This window comes from Paraburkholderia aspalathi (assembly GCF_900116445.1).
Lineage (GTDB): Bacteria > Pseudomonadota > Gammaproteobacteria > Burkholderiales > Burkholderiaceae > Paraburkholderia > Paraburkholderia aspalathi.
The window spans coordinates 26,907-45,492 of the sequence record NZ_FPBH01000051.1 but is presented as its reverse complement, the minus strand read 5'-3'; the positions used below and the strand labels follow the sequence as shown (position 1 = coordinate 45,492).

15 protein-coding genes and 2 pseudogenes are annotated in these 18,586 nt (G+C 63.1%); 9 read left to right on the top strand and 8 right to left on the bottom strand.

Annotated features, from left to right (window positions below; translation table 11 throughout):
* Positions 1–245 (top strand): annotated as a pseudogene (gene katE / locus BM438_RS41805) (catalase HPII); the annotation flags it as partial.
* 124 nt (positions 246–369) lie between these two features.
* Positions 370–630: a DUF6723 family protein gene (locus BM438_RS46890; protein ID WP_341865810.1), complete on the top strand. Its 261-nt coding sequence runs from the start codon at positions 370–372 to the stop codon at positions 628–630.
* A 383-nt stretch (positions 631–1,013) separates the two neighbouring features.
* Here the strand turns inward: BM438_RS46890 and BM438_RS41795 are convergent, their stop codons facing one another.
* The 8 genes and pseudogenes from BM438_RS41795 to BM438_RS41765 all read right to left on the bottom strand — a co-directional run bounded on the left by BM438_RS41795 (position 1,014) and on the right by BM438_RS41765 (position 9,759).
* Positions 1,014–1,934, bottom strand: a complete 921-nt coding sequence (locus BM438_RS41795) for a cation diffusion facilitator family transporter (protein WP_093646900.1) — start codon at positions 1,932–1,934, stop codon at positions 1,014–1,016.
* Between the two features lie 10 nt (positions 1,935–1,944).
* Entirely contained in the window at positions 1,945–2,652 is a 708-nt protein-coding gene (locus tag BM438_RS41790) for an MgtC/SapB family protein (protein WP_093646898.1), read from the bottom strand.
* Between the two features lie 32 nt (positions 2,653–2,684).
* Positions 2,685–3,257, bottom strand: coding sequence for a KUP/HAK/KT family potassium transporter (locus BM438_RS47155; RefSeq protein WP_425270766.1), 573 nt, complete (start codon positions 3,255–3,257; stop codon positions 2,685–2,687).
* A pseudogene (locus tag BM438_RS41785) lies at positions 3,246–4,603 on the bottom strand (KUP/HAK/KT family potassium transporter); the annotation flags it as partial. The gene BM438_RS47155 and the pseudogene BM438_RS41785, both read right to left, overlap by 12 nt.
* 48 nt (positions 4,604–4,651) lie before the next feature.
* Positions 4,652–5,044 carry a PRC-barrel domain-containing protein gene (locus tag BM438_RS41780; protein WP_093646895.1) on the bottom strand — a complete coding sequence of 131 codons (393 nt, stop codon included), beginning with the start codon at positions 5,042–5,044 and terminating at the stop codon, positions 4,652–4,654.
* 275 nt (positions 5,045–5,319) lie between these two features.
* Complete coding sequence (locus tag BM438_RS41775; protein WP_093646893.1) at positions 5,320–6,948, bottom strand: efflux transporter outer membrane subunit; 1,629 nt, start codon at positions 6,946–6,948, stop codon at positions 5,320–5,322.
* 1 nt (position 6,949) lies between these two features.
* On the bottom strand, positions 6,950–8,557 hold the full coding sequence (locus tag BM438_RS41770) for a DHA2 family efflux MFS transporter permease subunit (protein ID WP_093646891.1): 1,608 nt from the start codon (positions 8,555–8,557) through the stop codon (positions 6,950–6,952).
* Positions 8,554–9,759 (bottom strand): HlyD family secretion protein, encoded by a 1,206-nt coding sequence (locus tag BM438_RS41765; RefSeq protein ID WP_093646889.1) that lies wholly within the window; start codon positions 9,757–9,759, stop codon positions 8,554–8,556. The genes BM438_RS41770 and BM438_RS41765 overlap by 4 nt, the downstream gene beginning before the upstream one ends.
* 248 nt (positions 9,760–10,007) lie before the next feature.
* Here BM438_RS41765 and coxB point away from each other — a divergent pair, with 248 nt between their 5' ends.
* From coxB to BM438_RS41730, 7 genes are all read left to right on the top strand, one after another.
* On the top strand, positions 10,008–11,057 hold the full coding sequence (gene coxB, locus BM438_RS41760) for a cytochrome c oxidase subunit II (RefSeq protein ID WP_208620772.1): 1,050 nt from the start codon (positions 10,008–10,010) through the stop codon (positions 11,055–11,057).
* Positions 11,058–11,073: 16 nt separating this feature from the next.
* Positions 11,074–13,086, top strand: a complete 2,013-nt coding sequence (gene ctaD, locus BM438_RS41755; RefSeq protein ID WP_093646887.1) for a cytochrome c oxidase subunit I — start codon at positions 11,074–11,076, stop codon at positions 13,084–13,086.
* 1 nt (position 13,087) lies between these two features.
* Entirely contained in the window at positions 13,088–13,702 is a 615-nt protein-coding gene (locus tag BM438_RS41750) for a cytochrome c oxidase subunit 3 (RefSeq protein WP_093646885.1), read from the top strand.
* Entirely contained in the window at positions 13,699–14,151 is a 453-nt protein-coding gene (locus tag BM438_RS41745; RefSeq protein WP_244179585.1) for a hypothetical protein, read from the top strand. Before BM438_RS41750 ends, BM438_RS41745 begins: the two co-directional genes overlap by 4 nt.
* Before the next feature lie 161 nt (positions 14,152–14,312).
* Positions 14,313–15,575, top strand: coding sequence for a cytochrome c (locus tag BM438_RS41740; protein WP_093646905.1), 1,263 nt, complete (start codon positions 14,313–14,315; stop codon positions 15,573–15,575).
* 301 nt (positions 15,576–15,876) lie between these two features.
* Positions 15,877–18,168 (top strand): FdhF/YdeP family oxidoreductase, encoded by a 2,292-nt coding sequence (locus BM438_RS41735; protein ID WP_093646880.1) that lies wholly within the window; start codon positions 15,877–15,879, stop codon positions 18,166–18,168.
* 35 nt (positions 18,169–18,203) lie between these two features.
* Positions 18,204–18,464: a DUF2934 domain-containing protein gene (locus BM438_RS41730; RefSeq protein WP_093646877.1), complete on the top strand. Its 261-nt coding sequence runs from the start codon at positions 18,204–18,206 to the stop codon at positions 18,462–18,464.
* The last annotated feature ends 122 nt before the right edge of the window (positions 18,465–18,586 follow it).

The window sequence follows — 18,586 nt, the reverse complement described above, 5'->3', positions numbered from 1 at the left end:
AGAAGCTGGCGCAATCGGGCGACGCACGGCATTTCGTGCTCGAAGCGTTCAAGCACCTGAAGGCGATTGCGGCCATCGGCGCGGGGCGTGACGTGCTGGCTGCAGCTCACTTGCCGGCCAATGCCGATGGTGTCGCAACCGGCGACGACAAGCAGGCTGCCGAGGTGCTGAAGACCTTCATCAAGGTGGCCGGGCAGCATCGCGTATGGTCGCGTGCCGCCCAGGCGGAGACGGTGCCGGCATAGCCGCATGAAGGGGCAAGGGTCAAGCAATCGGATTGATCAAGCAGAACTGGCCGGGGCGAACCGGCCAGTTTTTTTGCGTGCCGAATAACCGGACTCGCTCCCGGAACCTCCTCACCCGCGCGAACTGTCGCGCAGATGCAGCCCCGCTGCCGCCGCGAAAAACCCCAGCGCAGCAACACATACACCTGGCCAACCCCAATGCACGAGCGACGGTCGATACGTGGATGGCCTCAGGGCGCTCAGGAAGTCCGGCCGGAAGATCCTGTTGCCGTTCGACGGGGCACCGGAGATCGGTCCTTACGCGACACCCGCCGAAGCGCGCGAGGCGGCAGTAGCGTATGGTCGGCAGATCATCGCGACTGACCGGAGCGTGCCCGAAAAGTAGCGATTCCGATGTCGCACGCCACGACCCAATCCGTACGCAATCTGCGCGCCGGATCGACGAGATCGGGGGCGCAGAAGACGCCAGTTTAAAACCCATATCGAACCGAAAGCGTCGCGCCCGTATTGTGTGAATGGACAATTGTGACCTGTGTGGTTGCAGAAAAGATCCAGTCTTCGACGGTCAACGACAGCTTTCGCTGCGGTGGCGCACCAAGCGTCAAAGTTGTGTCCGGTAACTGGACGAAGGAGAGTTGCGGCGCCGTCGAAACTTCGCTTGCATCCTCCTGTTGTAGTCAGTCCGTTGCGTCTCGCCACCCGTCTGTGTAGTGCATGCTCTCCATGCTTTGGACAAAGCAGGATTCCGGCGAGCCGATGCCAGGGCGCCTATATCGGATGACTGCCGTGTTCGCGCAACTCAGGCTCGAAGAATATCCATTGTGCCGACGGAAACGCAGTCTTCAGATCGTTTTCGATCTCATTGATGGTACGCACGAGATCGTCGGCGCTGCTGTGCGGCTGCAGTTCAGCCTGGATCGCCACCACCAGATCATCGGCCCACTTCAGCACGATCAGACTCACCACGCGCCGGACGTCCGGTCTTTGAGTAAGCCACACCTGCATGGCTTGTCTGACGTGATGATGGGCCGCTTCGCCGACAATCAGCGATTTGATCTCGCGCACGGAGAAGACCGCGGTGCCCATCAGGATCAGCCCGACGGCGATGCTGCCGCATGCATCGAATACCGGGCTGCCGGTGACGACCGACAGAACGACCGCGACGAGCGACGCCAGCACGCCGGCCAGCGCAGCGGCATCTTCGCCGATCGCGAGCAGCAACTGTGGCTGCCCGGTCTCGCGGAACCACGTCCATAGCCCCGCCTTGCGGCCGCTTTCATCAATCGTGCCGATCGACGCTTTCAGCGCGCCAGCTTCGATCAGGCCCGATACGCACAGCACAATGACCACCACGTACGGATGCTCGAGCGGCGTACGATGTAGCAGGCGCACCACGCCGAGCGCGGCCGAAGCAACGCCGCCCACCAGAAAGAGCTGCAAAGCCACCAGTAGCGCGTAGAAATACGTTTCGCGGCCGAAGCCGAGCGGGTGTTGCTCGTCCGCGCGATTGCGGGCCGCGCGGATGCCGATCAGCAGTAGTAGCTGATTCATGCAGTCGGCGCTAGAGTGGATCGCCTCTGCCAGCGCCGAACCGGAATTGGTATAGGCAGCCGCTGCATACTTGCAGAGCGCCACAGCGACGTTGGACGCCAGCGCGTAATACACCGCTCGCGACACGGCGGCTTTCATGCGGGCGCGCTCATTCCTCGACAGACCATGACGCGGCATGGCTGCTGGCGCTGACGAGCGCGCTCATCGCACGTTCAACCGCGTCGCTCTTCAGCGGCGCGCGCCAGCGGATCTCGACGCGCTCTTCAAGGAGCCCGTTGCTCGCGTTCATGCGCAACCCCTTCGACTCCACGTGGCAACGTTGCTGCTCGAGACGTGCGATCACTTCGCGGCGCTGGCGCGATGTCGCGGCGTATTCAAACGTTAACCACGCGTGATGATTGCGCGGCAAGTGGCGTTCGAGCACGCCGAGCACCTGCAGCACGATGAGCCCGAGTGCGGTACCGGTTACCGCCAGCGCGATCTGGCCACCTCCTGCGCACAGTCCGATCACTGTGACGAACCACAGCGTTGCGGCGGTCGTCACACCCATGATGAGACCGTCCTTGCGCAGAATTGCGCCTGCACCGATGAAACCGACGCCGGACAGGATGCCAAGCGGCAGACGCATCAGATCGAGCACGACAAACGAATTCTCTGGTTTGCCGGCTTGCGGCAGCAAAACATTCACCTGAAGCATCGCGACGCACGCGGCGAGGCAAACCAGCAATGTCGTGCGCAATCCCGCGGCCTTGCCCGATTCGCCGCGATTCAGTCCAATCGTGGTGCCGGCAGCGAGTGCCACCGCAAGCCGGATCGCGACGTCTTGCCAGGTGAGGACAAGTGGCATGAGCTGCATGGTCAGGGTTCTCCGTATTGGCGTCTCTCAAGCTACAGCGCAACCTGTATCCCCAGTTCGACGACATCCTCTGCGCGCAGCCCGTAATATTCCGCGCTCGATGTCGAGTGAAACGACATCTGCGCAAAGAGCGCTTCGCGCCAGCCACGCGGTGCGTCGTGTGTCGCGTTCCTGATGATTTCATCGCGCGGCAGGAAGAACGTGGTGTGCTTCGCATCGAAACGCCAGTCGCCAAGACGACCATTCAGCGATTCCAGCAAGCGCGGCAGATTCGGCCGCTCGACGAAACCGTGCCGCGTGACGACCTCATAACATCCATGTCCCAGGTCGCGCGTTTCGATGCGCGTTTTATCGTCGACCCGCGGGGCCGATTCCGGCAAGTCCGTAAAAAAGATCGATGTCTGATGCAGAACGCAATTATGGCGCACGTTGCTGCGCAGTGTCGCGGGTGTCCGGTCCGGCAGATTGCCGGGATAGACGGCGGTGCCGGGCACACGTGCCGGCGGTTGCGCTCCCTCGAGCGCTTCGTGCAGGAACGCCTGCAACGATTGTGCGGCGTCCGCGTGCCGCCGTGCGGTTCGACCGCCGCGCCTCCACGTCCCCATCAGCACGAACAGCACAATGCCCACGGTCACGGGAAACCATCCGCCGTGGGGACTCTTGGGCAGATTCGCCGCGACCAGCATGCCGTCGACGACCAGCAGTGGCACGCTCACCGCCGCGACCGCCGGCTTGGGCCAACGCCAGACCGTACGCGACAGTGCGATCATCTGGATCGTGGTGATCAGCATGGTCAAACCAACTGCAATGCCATACGCGGACGTGAGCCGCTCCGAACTGCGAAACACGACGACAAGAAAAATGACCGTCGCGAAGAGGATCGCATTGACCGCCGGAACATACACCTGGCCGTGCTGTTCATGAGAGGTTTCGATGACCCGCAGGCGCGGCAGGAAGTCGAGTTCAATGGCCTGGCTTGTCATCGAGAACGCGCCTGAAATAACCGCCTGCGACGCGATGATGGTGGCGAGCAGCGCCAGCAAGACAGTAGGCATGAGCGCCCAGCTTGACGCCGCATAGAAGATGGCTGCTGCGATGAGCCGGGTTGGAACAGCAAGGTTGCCCCTTGTCCGAAATAGCCGATGATGATCGACGGAAACACGACATCGAGCCACGCGATGCGGATCGGCTTACGGCCGAAATGGCCGATGTCCGCATAGAGCGCTTCGGCGCCCGTCAGCGCGAGAATTACCGCGCCGAGGATCACAAACGCGATGCCGGGGCGTGCGAGTGCGAGCTCGATCGCCCAGCCCGGCGACAATGCGCGCAGCACCTGCGGATGCTGCACGACGCGATATACGCCGAGCGCCGCCAACCAGATGAACCACACGCTCATCACCGGCCCGAACCAGCGGCTGACTACGGCCGTGCGGCGTCGCTGGAACGCAAACAGCCCGGCGAGTATCGCCAACGCCACCGGTACCACGAACGAATCGAATTTCATGCTGATCTGCCGCAGGCCTTCAACTGCCGATAAGACCGAAACCGCCGGCGTCACCATCGAATCGCCATAGAACATCGCGGCGCCGAACAGCCCGATCGGCAGCAGCGCGCGCGGCGCGGCCTTATCATTTTTCTCGTAGCCACTCTCGACGAGTGCGCTCAATGCGACGCCGCCGCCTTCTCCTTCGTTATCGGCCCGCATCACGTAGCAGACATACTTCAGCATGACGACGATGAGCACGGCCCGGACAATCGTTGACAACACCCCCATAACGATCTGTTCAGTCGACGCACCGGCATCCAGTGCGCCTTGCCGAAGCGCATAGATCGGGCTGGTGCCGATATCGCCGAACACCACGCCGAGCGCGCCGAGTATCAGGGCAGGCGTTCCGGCGCGGCGCCCATTGGGTTCCGGCCGGGCGTTCCGATGACGTACGTGTTCAAGCATGAAAGACCGGTTTGGGTATTGCCACGGATGCGAACGCGGACCTCGCGCCTATTCCGGTGAGTATTTGAATTCGGGCAATGCCTCCACGGACTTCTTCGTTGCGTCCGGCAGGATGACTTGGCGCCGGTCGATCTGGAGATCGTGGAACGGCACTGCTACCAGATGTTTGCCCATCCCTAGAAAGCCGCCCACGGACAGGATTGCATAGGCACTATTGTCGTTCGGCGCGACAACGAGGTCGTCCACGGTGCCGATCTTGTCCTTTTCCCGGTTGTAGACGGTTGCGCCTTCGAGTTTTGAGGCTCGGTATCCAGCGGAAAGCTGGACGACATCAGTCCGTTTTTCTGTAATGGACTGAGGCGCCCCTTGAGCGAGCGCACCCATGGATAAAATCGCGGCGAGCAGTCCCGCGGAAACAAGTGTGATCGTTCGTTGGATCATGATTTTCACCTTCCATCCGCCATGACATGTGCAATATGAAAGGAAGCGCAAAAGTCGTGCCAAGAGAGAACCGGTGACCTCGGCAGGCGGTGGCCGTGTGGCGATCTGGCAGCCTCGCCGGCGGCAACGGGATTCGCGGGTTGTCTCTCCACGCACGTTACGTGGAATATTCGCAATCTCTTGCAACGCTTACCAGGTTGACGGCAACGCGCGCGAACAACCCGTATGCCAAAACGGCGACATGCACCTCGCGCATCGAGTCGCGCGTTGGTGCGCTACTGCGGCGCTGGATCGCCGCGCTGCGGTGCGGGGGGCGTCACGGCTGCGGTCGCGGTGTCCTGCCAGCCGCCGCCAAGCGCCTTGTAGAGCGCAACCAGATCGGTACTGACTTGCATCGTGCCTTGTGCGTCCTGCTGGCGGGCCTGTGCAAGTTGCCGCTCGGCATCGAGCACGTTGATGAGCGTGACGAGGCCCTTGCGGTAGCTGTCGCGCGCCAGCTCGAAGGCGCTTTGCTGCGCGGCGACATCCGCATCGAGTGCGACACGACGGTCCTGATCGGTACGGTACACCGCGAGCGCGTTGTCGACATCGCGCAGCGCCATCAGCACGGTCTTGCGGTAATCGAGCGCCGTTTCAGCCTGCTGCGCCTGCGACAGACGCAGGTTCGACACCAGCGCGCCGCCCTGGAACACCGGCAGCGAAATGCTCGGGCCGAACGAATAAAACAGATGCGACCAGCGCGATAGATCGCTCGCGTTGGTCGCACGCGTGCCGATCTCGCCGGTGAGCGAAATGTCCGGGTAGAACTGGGCGACCGCCACACCGACGTTGGCCGTTGCCGCGTGCAGGCTGGCCTCGGCGCGGCGGATGTCCGGGCGCCGCCGCGCCAGCGTGGCGGGCAGGCCCACGGGCACGGCGGGCGGCACCGGTGGCACGGCGGCGGGTGCCGAAAGTTCGGCGGCGAGCGAACCCGGCGGCTCGCCGAGCAGATACGACAGCGCGTTCAGCGTCTGGGCGATCTGCTGGTCGAACTGCGGCAGTTGCGCCTGCGTTTGCGCGAGCTGCGCGGCCGCACTTTTCACGTCGAGTTCGCTGGCGAGGCCCACGCGCGCCTGGCTTTGCGTGAGGGTCACGATCTCGCGCTGCTGCTCGACAAGGCTGGCGCCGATCTGCCGTTGCGCCTGTGCGCCGCGTAATTGCACGTAGGTCTGCGCGACCTCCGCTTCGAGCGACAGCAACGCGTCGTTGCGGCTCTCGATGGCGGCCTGCGTTTGCGCGTTGGCCGCTTCGACCGACCGGCGCACGCGGCCAAACAGATCGAGCTCCCATGAGGCGTCGAACCCGGCTTGCCAGAGATTGACGGGCGCCGTCAGTTGATCGAGAACATGGTTGGCGCCGTTTTGCAATGCCGCGCCCGCGCCAGGCGCAATCTGGTTGACTGGCGAGTTTGGCGCGCCCAATTGGTCGACCTTGTCGTACACCCCCTGCGATTCGAGGAAACCTTTGACACCGAGCTGCTCGCGCTCGTAGCTGCCGGTAGCGCGCAGATTCGGCAACCCCTCGGAAGCGGCGCTTTGCACCTGGGTGCGCGCTTCGACAATCCGCAGCACCGCCTCCTGCAGGTCGAGGTTGCCTTGCGCGGCGCGCTCGATCAGCGCGTCGAGTGTCGGGTCGCCGAAGGTGCGCCACCAGTGTGGATCGGGATCGGAATCCTCGGTTGGCCGCGACGCTGTTGCATCTGACGCTGTGTTTGCTGCAGCCGTGGCCTGTTGCGGATCGTGCCATCGCGCGGGTACGTCGGCCTTCGGCCCATGAAAATCCGGACCGACGGTGCATGCGCCGAGCAGGCCAGCGAGCGTGAGGATCGTGACGCGCAAGATGAGCGCCGGGTGCCTATGCGACATGTCAGTGGCCTCCCGCACCGCCGGCTGCTTTGGCCGGAGAGAAGAAGAACGTAACGGGAATGCACAGAAAGCAGAACACCGCGAGAATCGCGAACACGTCGACATAGGCCAGAATTGTCGCTTGTGAAATGAAGGTCTCGTAGAGGCGCCCGGACGCCGTTTGCAGCGCTTGCGCGAAGGGCTGGCCGGTCATATCCGCGATGGTTTGCGCGGTACGTTGCTGCGTGTCGTTGTAGTTCTGCGAGAGGGGTGAAAGATGCCCGGACAGGTGCGCCATACGCGCCTGGGTGCGCTCGCGGATCAATGCGGTCGACAGCGAGATACCGATCGAGCCGGCCACGTTGCGAAACATCGTGAAGAGCGCGGATGCGTCGTCGTTCAGGCGTGGCGGCACGGTGAGATAGGCGAGTGTCGTGATCGGGACGAACAGGAAGCCAATCGCGAGAGACTGCGCGCTGCGCATCTTGACGAGCGTGGCGTAGTCGATATCCGGTACGAGCGTATGCGAATAGGCGAGCGCACAACTCAGCAGAAGAAATCCGCAGGTAACGAGAAAGCGTGTTTGCACATAGGGCATTAGCCGGCTGATCAACGGAATTTCCATCGTGATCAGCAGCGCGCCGGGCGATAGCACGAGCCCGGCCAGCATCGCCGTGTAACCGAGTTGCTGCTGCGCGAGTTGCGGCACCACCACCGCGCTGCCATAGAGAACCGCGGCGAAGGCTGCGATCGTTACGCAGCCGAGCGCGAAATTGCGGTCTCTCAGGCAACCCAGATCGACCACGGGTTTCTTCGCATACAACAGCCAGCAGATCGCGCCGGCGATTCCCAGCACCGCCAGCGCCGCGAATGTGCGGATAAAGGGCGACGAGAACCAGTCGTCGTCCTCGCCGCGATCGAGCATGACTTGCAGGCAACCCAGACCGATGGCGATCAGCGTGATGCCGATATAGTCGATCGACACTTTGGATTCGCGCTTGCGCCATGGTGGATCTTCAACCAGTTGCATCACCGCGAGTGAAGTGAGCACGCCGACGGGCACGTTGAGCAGAAACACCCAACGCCACGAGAAGTTGTCGGTGATCCAGCCGCCGAGCGTGGGTCCCAGCACGGGGGCGACGACGATCGCGACTGCCGAGATCGAGAACGCGCGGCCGCGCTGCGCGGGCGGAAAGGTGTCGAGAATGATCGACTGCTGGTTCGGTTGCAGACCACCGCCAAAAAAGCCTTGCAGAAGCCGGAATACGATCAGTTGTCCGAGATTGGTGGCGACGCCGCACAGGAACGAGCAGATCGTGAAAGCGACAATGCAGACGAGGAAATAGCGTTTGCGTCCCATCCAGCGCCCGAGAAATCCCGAGATCGGCAAGACGATACCGTTGGCGACCAGGTACGAGGTGAGCGTCCAGGTGGCCTCGTCGTAGCTCGCCGACATGGTGCCGGCAATGTGCGGCAGCGCGACGTTGACGATCGTCGTGTCGAGTACTTCCATGAACGCGGCGAGCGTGACGACGATGGCGATCAGCCACGGATTCCCCGCGGGGCGCCAACTGGACTGGCCGCCGTCCTGCGGCGGCCGATTCGAGCCTTTTGCGTCCTCTGCGCTCATTTGAGGTAAACCTTGGGCGTCACCGACAGGCCGAGAGGGAGCGGCTTGTCGCGCGGCAAGCCGTCGTCGATCACGATCTTCACGGGGACGCGCTGCACGATCTTGACGAAATTACCGGTTGCGTTTTCGGCCGGGAACGCCGAGAAGCGCGAGCCGCTGCCAAGCTGGATGCTATCGATATGACCGTGCAGATTGAGCTTGGGATACGCATCCACCTCGACGTTCACCTTGTCGCCCGGACGCATCCGCTCGAGTTGCGACTCCTTGAAGTTGGCCGTGATCCAGACCTGGGGCGTCACGATTGAAAAGAGCGATACGCCTGCCTGCAGGAAGGTGCCGTATTGCACGTTGCGGCGTGTGATCCAGCCGTCTGATGGCGAGCGTACTTCGCAATACGAGAGGTTGAGTTCGGCCTGCTCGAGTTGCGCCTGCGCTTGCTGAACCTGCTGGCGACGTTCCTCGACGGCGGCGGCGGCTTGCCGGATCTGCTGCGGCACGAGGCTGGCGGTCTGCAGTTGCGCGCGCGCCTGCTCGACGCTTGCGCTGGCGGTTTGCCGCTGCGCGTCGGCGGTATCGACGTTCTGTTGCGAGGTGGCGCGCTGGTCGACCGCATGCTGGCGGTCGTACGCGGCCTGCGCCTGCTGCAAGTTCGCCCGGGCCGACGAAATCTGCGCCTTTGCCTGCTGATACTGCGCTGGATACTGCACGCGCGCGATATCGAGCTGTACCTGGGCCGCGTTCAACTGGGCCTGTGCTAGCCCCAACTGCGCGCGGGCGGCGTCCACCTGGGCCTGATAGTCGCGCTTGTCGATGACAAGCAGCAGGTCGCCCTTGTGCACATAGACGTTGTCGTTAACCGCAAGCCGAACCACGTAGCCCGACACCTTCGGCGCCATGGTGATGGCGTTGCCGTCCGTGTAGGCGTCGTCGGTGCTGAGCTGGTTGCGTGTCGCGAACCACCAGATCAGCCCGGCGAGCGCCAGCAGGACGGCGACCGCGCCGAGGATGATCAGAGGTTTCTTGCTGGAGCGCTTGTGGGATCCGGATGGTTCGCCGTTGTGGTTCTTGCCTTTGTCATTGCCCCCAGTGCTGCCGTTGTCCTTACTGTCCTGCCGGCCCTGATCACCGGAGGCGCGCTCAGGCGGGTTCCCGGAATTTTCGCGGTCCTGTTTGTCATGGGAGGAGGTACTTTGATCCGACATTGGGATTCGTTCCAGTGTGAGGTTGCCTTTGCACAAGGATGACGTCGCATCGACGCGAAGCAATCGACATGCCCAGCCGCCGTGTCACGGCCATGCTGGGTACGCGGGGGCTGGTCGCAGACCTCGTTGGCGGTGCGGCCTGTTTTTTGCTGCTCGCCCACACGCGGGACCTGATTCTTCAGCGCATCCTGCCGCAAAACGAGGAACTTACGGAGAAGGGACGAATGCGGATACGGCCAGGGTTCGCGATGGCGTTGCGCGGTTGCTCCGCCGCGTGCGCGTGTGCGGCCTCCGCGTGGCTTGCCGTGACGTTTGGCATGACGCCCGCCGATGCGCAACCCACGCCAGGTATCGCGCCGCTCAACTATTTCCTGCACGCGGCCGGTCCTGCCGCGGCGCCCACCATGCGCCTCGGCTGGATCCTCGCTGCGTTGGCGGTCGCAGTGTCGGTGCTGGTTGCGGTGCTGTTGTGCGTCGCCATCGTGCGTCGGCGGCCGCGCGCCGATCCAGCCACGGTGCAGCCGGATAGCGGCGGGGTTGCGTGGATCTATGTCGGCACGGGGGTATCGTCGGTCGTGCTGCTCGGGACACTTGTTTATGTGTTGATGACCCTCGAAACGGTCGCGTCCCCCGCGAGGCCGCCGAACCTGACGGTCACCGTCACCGCGTACGACTGGTGGTGGAAAGTCGCTTACAGCGACGCGCCCGACCCGGCACGCAACTTCGTAACCGCCAACGAAATTCATATTCCAGTCGGCGAACCGGTGAGGATCGAATTGCAAAGCGCCGATGTGATTCACGCGTTCTGGGTGCCGCAACTGGCTGGTAAAACGCAGACGATTCCCGGTCAGATCAACGAGCAATGGATCGAGGCCGACCAGCCCGGTACCTATCGCGGCCAGTGTTCGCAGTTCTGCGGCGCGCAGCATGCGCACATGGCGTTCGAGGTGGTCGCGCAAAGCGCCCAGGAGTTCGACGCGTGGCGCCGCGCTCAGGGGCTGGCCGCGCGACCGGCGAGCGGCGCCGCTGCAGTCGCGGGCCAGCGGCTCTTTGGCGAGCGCTGCGCGGGGTGTCACACAGTACGCGGCACCGATGCACTGGGGGTCGCGGCCCCCGATCTGACCCATCTGAACTCGCGCCGCCTGCTCGCCGCCGGCGCGCTCACCAATACGCCCGCGCATCAACTCGACTGGATCCTGCATGCGCAGCGGATCAAGCCCGAGTCGCTGATGCCATCGATCACGCTAAGCGCTGCGGATGCCGCTGCGCTGTCCGCGTATCTGTCCACGCTGCAGTGACCAGGGAGCCCAGCCGATGGCCGATACCACTGCATCACCGACGCAATCCGACGCACTGCGCCTGTCGCGCACGCTGCGCGTTGGCCGCGTCGAACCTGGCAGTGCGGAAGAAGCGCGCTTGCGGAAATTGTGGGAAGCACGGCCAGGCTGGCGCGGTTGGTTCTCGACGGTCGACCACAAGACCATCGGTCTGCGCTATCTGGTGACCGCCTTTCTGTTCCTGCTGGTGGGCGGCATTGAAGCGCTGCTGATGCGCCTGCAGCTGGCGCGCCCGAACGCGACGCTACTGACGCCCGAACAGTACAACCAGCTCTTCACGATGCACGGCGTGACGATGATTTTCCTGTACGCGCTGCCCGTGCTGTCCGGTTTCTCGAACTATCTGTGGCCACTGATTCTCGGCGCGCGCGATATGGCGTTTGCGCGCCTCAACGCGTTTTCTTACTGGGTTTTCGTGTTCGCCGGACTGTTTCTCTACGCGAGTTTTCCGCTTGGCGAGGCGCCGAATGCGGGCTGGTTCAATTACGCGCCGCTATCCGGCCTGGAATACAACAACGGACCCAACATCGACGTGTACGCGCTGGGCATGGTGCTACTCGGTATTTCGACCACGGTCGGCTCGATCAACTTCGTCGTCACGCTGCTGCGCATGCGCGCGCCAGGCATGGCGCTCGACCGGCTGCCGGTGCTGGTGTGGGGCACGCTGACCGCATCGGGCGCCAATCTGCTGGCGGTGCCGTCGGTCAGCCTGGCGTTTTTTCTGCTGTGGCTGGACCGGCGCGTGGGCACGCACTTCTTCGACGTGCTCAACGGTGGACGGCCTCTGCTCTGGCAGCACCTGTTCTGGATTTTCGCGCACCCATGGGTATACGCCGTGGTGCTGCCGGCGATGGGTATCGTCTCGGATGCGTTGCCGGTGTTCTGCCGCAGACCGCTGGTCGGCTACGGGCCGGTGGCGCTCTCCACGGTGGCGACCATGCTGGTGGGGTTTGTCGTGTGGATCCACCATATGTTCGCGACCGGCATCCCGGCGCTCGCGTTGTCGTTTTTCGGCGCGGCCAGCATGGTAATCGCGGTGCCGAGCGCGGTGGCAACCTTCGCGTGGATCGCGACGATCTGGACAGGCAGGCCGGTCATGCGCGCGCCGTTCTTCTTCTTTGCCGGCTTCGTATTCCTGTTCGTGGTGGGCGGCGTGTCGGGCGTGATGACGGCCGCCGTGCCGTTCGACTGGCAACTGACCGATACGTATTTCGTAGTCGCGCATCTGCACTACGTGCTGCTTGGCATCAACGTGTTTCCGGTGATTGGCGGCATCTATTTCTGGTTTCCCAAATTCACCGGCCGGATGATGAGCGAGCGGCTGGGCAAGGTCGGCTTCTGGGTGATGTTCATTGGCTTTAACGCCGCGTTCTTTCCGATGCATATCGCCGGGCTGCTCGGCATGCCGAGGCGCATCTATACCTATCCGCCCGACATGGGCTGGAACACCGTGAATCTGGTGACTTCGCTCGGTTCGTTCGTGTTCGCGTTCGGGGTGCTGATTTTCCTGGCCGATCTGCTTTACAGCGTCAAACGGGGTGCCGTCGCAGGCAATAACCCGTGGGATGCGCCGACGCTCGAATGGTCCGTTTCGTCGCCGCCGCCGCCGTATAACTTCGCGGTAGTGCCATTTGTCGCAAGCCGTCATCCGTTGTGGGAAGGGCGGATGGAACACGGCATGGCGGACGGGGCGCCGCGCCGCCGTTCGACGCTCGACGAGGGCTTCCTGCTGGGCGAAGGCCGCGAGGCGCTCGGCACCACAGCGCTCGAAGGCAGACCGGATGTGATCCTCAAGATGCCCGACGACTCGTACGCACCGTTCTGGCTTGGCCTGTTCGCGACGCTGGTGTTTGCTGGACTCGCGCTGCGCACCGAGTTCTTTACGGCCGCGGCGTTGCTCGGTTGCGCGATAACCATCGTGGTGTGGTTGTGGCCCGAACGCGCGCTGATCCAGCGCGAGCCGCAGACCGTGACCGACGCGGGAGACTGACATGAGCGAAGTCACGACGCGTCCCGAATACACGTTGCCGGTCGGCAGCGCCGGCGAGCGCTCCGGCGGATGGTGGGGCTGCCTCACGCTGATCGTGACCGAGGGTGCGTTATTCGGCTATCTGATCTTTTCGTATCTGTACCTTGCCTCGCAAACCGGTCAGCAATGGCCACCAGAGGGGCTGCCCAAGCTTGGCCTCGGTATTCTGAACACCGGCATCCTGCTATCGAGCAGCGGCTTCGTCTGGTTTTGCGAGCGCTGCGTGCGGCGCCGGCGGCTGCGCTGGGGCGTTGCATCGATGGGGGTGGCGGTGGTGCTCGGCATCACGTTCATCGGTATCCAGTTGCGCGAATGGCATAACCATCCCTATGGATTGACCGCGCAGCTGTACAGCTCGCTTTACTTTACGATCACGGGGTTTCACATGGTGCACGTCGCCGTGGGCGTCGTCGTCCTGTTCCTGCTGTTATTGTGGACGGCGTTGGGTTACTTCGACGAGCGGCGTTGCGTAGCGCTGACGATCGGCGGCTTGTACTGGCACTTCGTTGACGTGGTGTGGCTGTTTATCTTCACTACGTTGTATCTGACGCCTTATCTGTTCCGGGGCGCATCATGAGTTCAGCCAGAACCGTCGCACCGTCGCCCGCGCAATCCCCGACGCCTGTAGTTCCGCCACGTCTGCCCGGATCGCGCGCACTGATCGGCATGCTCGCCGCGCCGTTCGCATGGGCTGCGCAGATGGGCATCACCGAGGCGTTGGCCGCACAGACCTGCTTTCCTCGCAATCGTCCGCTTACGGCCCCGACGTTACCGTGGCTGGATGCCATCATTCTCGCGGTCAATGGCGCCTGTCTGGTGCTGGGCTGTTGTGGTGCCTTCTCCGCATGGCGCAACGTCCGGTTCATCAGACGGATTCGTTGTGGAATGCCAGGCAATGCGGGTGAGGAACCGGTTCTTCTGGATAGCTTCCTCGCACAGGTGGGGGCGATGAGCAGCGCTCTGTTCATGTTCGCACTGATCGCCACCGATATCGTCGTGCTGATCGTCTCACCTTGCCGGTGGTGAAGATGAGAGCGCGTAAATCCGTAGACCGGCCAACGCCTCAGGATCGCTTCAATAGCGGGTCCGGCAGCTGGCGTTTGCACGGCGTGCTGGCGGCGGGTTGCGTCGCGGTTTTCGTGGGGGCGCTGGCGGCGTCAGCGGCGCTTCGCGCGGGCCAACCGGAGATGCCGGCTGCCGGCGCCACGCAAACCGCGCCGGACACCGCACTGATCACCCGTGGCGCGTATCTGGCCAAAGCCGCCGATTGTGCGGGCTGCCATACCGCAGCGCCCACCGGCGGCCAACCTGGCCACGAGACACTGCCTGCTTCCTTCGCTGGGGGCTTGGGCATGGCCTCGCCGTTCGGCACAATCTACTCGTCCAACATTACACCGGATCCCGTCAACGGAATCGGCCGCTATACCTATGACGACTTCACCCGCGCGCTGCGCGAGGGGATTGCGCCTGGCGGCAAGCGGCTCTATCCGGCAATGCCGTTCCCGTCTTTTGCGAAGATCAACGACGACGACATGCGCGCGCTGTACGCGTATTTCATGCATGGCGTCAAACCGGTCGCACAACCGGCGCCGCCGACGCGGCTGCCTTTTCCGTTCAGCCAGCGGTGGGCGATGATGTTCTGGGACTGGGCGTTTGTGCCGAGCGGGCAATATGTGCGGCAGCCTGGACGCGATGCGCAGTGGAATCGTGGCGCCTACCTCGTGCAGGCGCTTGGCCATTGCGGTGCCTGCCATACGCCGCGTGGTCCGGCGTATGAGGAACGTGGCTATGACGGCGATGCGCACCTTTACCTGACCGGCGGCACCAACGATCACTGGTTTGCGCCGAACCTGACCGGTGACCCGGGTGCGGGTCTTGGACGCGTGCAGGCGCAGGACATCGCAGCGTTCCTCAAAAACGGGCACGGTGGGGGGCTTGTCACGTTTGGCAGCATGGTTCAGGTTGTCGAAGACAGCACTCAGTATCTGAGCGACGACGATCTGGCCGCCATCGCCGCGTACCTGAAGAGCTTGCCGCCGCGCGAGGCGGCCGGGCTCTACGACATGCATTCGCGCGCGGCGCAGCAAACCGTGCAGGCGCTGCGTACGGGCGATGTCGAGCGGCCAGGCGCCGGCATCTTCCAGAGCTATTGCGCGCGGTGTCATCAGGCGGATGGGTTAGGCGTCGCGCAGAAGTATCCGCGCCTCGCGGGCAACCCGGCAGTGCTTGCGCCGCAGACCACATCGCTCGTACGTCTGCTGGTCGAGGGCGGCGCAAGCCCGCGCACGGAGAACGGACCGCTCTCGCGCAAGATGCCGTCCTTCGCGGATCAGCTCACCAGCGAGGAAATGGCTCATGTGTTGACGTTTATCCGCAACACGTGGGGCAACGCGGCGCCACCCGTCACGACGCGCGATGTGACCGGGGTGCGCGACGCAATTCATAAATAGCGCGGGCTGACAGACCTGCTGGCCGCCTTTCAACGCACTCTGGCGAACAGCAGACAAGGGTGGCCGACACCTGCCTTGTTCACGTTTGCTCAGGATCGCCCGGTTATATGTGATGGCCTGGGCGACAACTTTCGCCGCCTGCTCGAGCGTACCGCTGATGCCATCGCCCACTCCCATCACAATGCGCGCGCGAAAATTGCGTGCGGTAGAGCATTGAGCCGCGCAATCCTGCCGGGCTTGTTGCCGCGTTGGAACGTCGCTTGCTCGCATTTAGCAACGTCACCGCCGCGAGGAGCGTTCCATGGACAAGGAAAAATTGAATGAAGCGTATCCGCACCCGTCGGGCGGTTGGGGATCGCTCAGGGCCGTCGCAAAGATTCTCAGCCGGGAAAAAGTCGTGCTGAAAGACAGCGCAGTGCTGCTGCACCAGAACAAGCCGGACGGTTTCATGTGCGTCAGTTGCTCCTGGGCGAAACCTGCTGATCCGCACACGTTCGAATTTTGCGAGAGCGGCGCAAAGGCGACAGCGTGGGATACCACGGCTAAACGGGTGACTGCCAATTTTTTCCAGCTTCATTCGGTCAGCGAGCTTTTGACGTGGCACGACCATGACCTGGAGGAAGCGGGCCGCCTGAGCGGACCATTACGCTATGACCCGGTGTCGGACCGCTACGTACCGGTGAGCTGGCAAGAGGCATTCGACGAGATCGGCCGTGAACTGAATGCGATGGACCCGGAGCAGGTCGTGTTCTATACGTCAGGGCGCGCATCGCTCGAAACGTCGTACATGTTGCAGCTGTTTGCACGCATGTATGGTACGAATAATCTGCCGGACAGTTCGAACATGTGCCATGAGAGCACCAGCGTCGGCCTGAAAGAGGCGATTGGGGTCGGTGTGGGCACGATCATGCTGGAAGACTTCGAAAAGACGGACCTCATGTTTTTCTTCGGGCAGAACGTCGGCACGAACAGCCCGCGAATGCTTCACCCGCTGCAGGACGCCCGCAAGCGCGGCGTGCCGATCATCACCTTCAATCCATTGCGCGAGCCGGGCCTCGTCAGCTTCGCCAATCCGCAATCGCCTGTGCAGATGCTCTCGCCGGACCATACGCAGATCAGCACGCAATATCACCAGCTGCGGACAGGCGGCGACACCGCCGCAATCGTCGGCCTTTGCAAGGCTGTCATCACCGCGGACGATGCCGCAATGGCTGGTGGACGCCCGCGCGTGCTGGACGACGCCTTCATTCGCGAGCACACGCATGGCTTTGAAGACTTCGCGCGCTATGTTCGGCAGACTGAGTGGACGGACATTGAGCGGGTTAGTGGACTGATGCGCGCCGACATCGAGCGTGCCGCTGACGAATATATGAAAGCGAACGCGGTGATTGTCCATTACGGCATGGGTCTGACGCAGCACCGGTTGGGCGTGCAGAACGTGCGCATGCTGTGCAATTTCCTGCTGCTGCGCGGCAATATCGGCAAGCCGGGGGCGGGGCCGTCTCCGGTACGCGGGCATTCGAACGTGCAAGGCCAACGCACGGTCGGCATTACCGAGAAGCCGGAACTCGCGCCGCTCGACAAGCTTGCACAGCAGTTCTCCTTCGAACCGCCTCGCAAAAAAGGGACGAACACCGTCGAGGCGTTCGAGGCCATGGTGAAGGGAGAAGTCACCGCGGTCTTCAACCTCGGTGGCAACCTCGTCCGTTCGGTGCCCGACCGGTTACAGACAGAACCGGCTTGGGGTCGACTGCGCCTCACGGTCAATGTCGCTACCAAGCTCAACCGGAGCCACCTCGTTCATGGCGCCGTCTCCTACATTCTGCCGTGTCTGAGCCGCATTGAAATCGACCGGCAGGCCGGTGGCGAGCAGGCCGTCTCGATGGAAGACAGTACTGGTCGCATGCACGGCTCGCACGGTGTGACCGAGCCGGCCAGTCCCGACGTGCGCTCGGAACCGTTTATCGTCGCCGGCATTGCCAAGGCGACGCTTGAGACGAAATCGACAGTGGACTGGGACGCGTGGCGCGACGATTACAGTCGAGTGCGCGCCGCTATTGCCGAGACCTATCCGGAAATTTTTCACACTTTTGAAGCGCGGATGTGGACCCCCGGCGGTTTTCCGAGACCTCTGCCGGCACGTGAACGAAAGTGGCAGACAAAAAGCGGCAAGGCGGAATTCATGGTGCCGGAGTCGCTGGACGAGGACCCGGATATGACGGAGCATGAGCCGCAAGCATTGCGCCTAATGACGCTGCGCTCGGACAGCCAGTTCAATACCACGATCTATAACCTGGACGACCGGTTTCGCGGCATCAAGGGAACACGCATGGTGGTTCTGATGAATCGCGCGGACATGGCGTTGCGCTCGCTTCAGGAGGGCGAAGAAGTCACGTTGCAGACCATTGCCGACGATGGCATCGACCGCCGCGTCGAGGGACTCCGGATCGTCCCCTATGACATCCCGCGCGGCTGCATTGCGGGTTATTACCCGGAGTGCAATCCGCTGTTGCCGCTCTGGCACTACGCGAAGGAAAGCAAGGTGCCAGGCGCAAAGTCGATACCGGTTCGCATTGCCGCACATTACCGATAGCGCGTTGCTACGCCATTTACAGGGAGCGCCGCATCATGGACAACGATCTCGAAGCACGCATTCGTACCCGGGCCTATCAGATCTGGGAGAACGACCCGTCGTCGGGCGACAACGCCGAAAAGCACTGGGAGGAGGCGCGCCGGCAGATCGAAGCCGAAGGGGCCGATGTCCAGGATGGCCCGCGATCCGGCGTCGACCAGTCAGTAAACCGGGAGCGGAGCGGCCGGCCGGCGTCCCCGCAATTGCAGGACATGCCTGACGGCGCCGCCGGGTCCGCCGACGCCGCGACACGGTGACGTTAACGTTGTCCGACTACCGGCGACCGCGTTCGGTGGTTCGCTAATCGGCACGATGGTTGCTCACCAGAGGGTCGTTGCCGCTTCAACGCTAGCGGCGAACCGAGTAACCGAGGAGATCA

What these genes read in the sequence shown, in the direction of transcription:
- BM438_RS41795 (WP_093646900.1), bottom strand. Translation starts at nt 1,934, where the DNA reads ATGAAAGCCGCCGTGTCGCGAGCGGTGTATTACGCGCTGGCGTCCAAC.
- BM438_RS41790 (WP_093646898.1), bottom strand. Translation starts at nt 2,652, where the DNA reads ATGCAGCTCATGCCACTTGTCCTCACCTGGCAAGACGTCGCGATCCGG.
- BM438_RS47155 (WP_425270766.1), bottom strand. Translation starts at nt 3,257, where the DNA reads ATGGGGACGTGGAGGCGCGGCGGTCGAACCGCACGGCGGCACGCGGAC.
- BM438_RS41780 (WP_093646895.1), bottom strand. Translation starts at nt 5,044, where the DNA reads ATGATCCAACGAACGATCACACTTGTTTCCGCGGGACTGCTCGCCGCG.
- BM438_RS41775 (WP_093646893.1), bottom strand. Translation starts at nt 6,948, where the DNA reads ATGTCGCATAGGCACCCGGCGCTCATCTTGCGCGTCACGATCCTCACG.
- BM438_RS41770 (WP_093646891.1), bottom strand. Translation starts at nt 8,557, where the DNA reads ATGAGCGCAGAGGACGCAAAAGGCTCGAATCGGCCGCCGCAGGACGGC.
- BM438_RS41765 (WP_093646889.1), bottom strand. Translation starts at nt 9,759, where the DNA reads ATGTCGGATCAAAGTACCTCCTCCCATGACAAACAGGACCGCGAAAAT.
- coxB (WP_208620772.1), top strand. Translation starts at nt 10,008, where the DNA reads ATGGCGTTGCGCGGTTGCTCCGCCGCGTGCGCGTGTGCGGCCTCCGCG.
- ctaD (WP_093646887.1), top strand. Translation starts at nt 11,074, where the DNA reads ATGGCCGATACCACTGCATCACCGACGCAATCCGACGCACTGCGCCTG.
- BM438_RS41750 (WP_093646885.1), top strand. Translation starts at nt 13,088, where the DNA reads ATGAGCGAAGTCACGACGCGTCCCGAATACACGTTGCCGGTCGGCAGC.
- BM438_RS41745 (WP_244179585.1), top strand. Translation starts at nt 13,699, where the DNA reads ATGAGTTCAGCCAGAACCGTCGCACCGTCGCCCGCGCAATCCCCGACG.
- BM438_RS41740 (WP_093646905.1), top strand. Translation starts at nt 14,313, where the DNA reads ATGCCGGCTGCCGGCGCCACGCAAACCGCGCCGGACACCGCACTGATC.
- BM438_RS41735 (WP_093646880.1), top strand. Translation starts at nt 15,877, where the DNA reads ATGGACAAGGAAAAATTGAATGAAGCGTATCCGCACCCGTCGGGCGGT.
- BM438_RS41730 (WP_093646877.1), top strand. Translation starts at nt 18,204, where the DNA reads ATGGACAACGATCTCGAAGCACGCATTCGTACCCGGGCCTATCAGATC.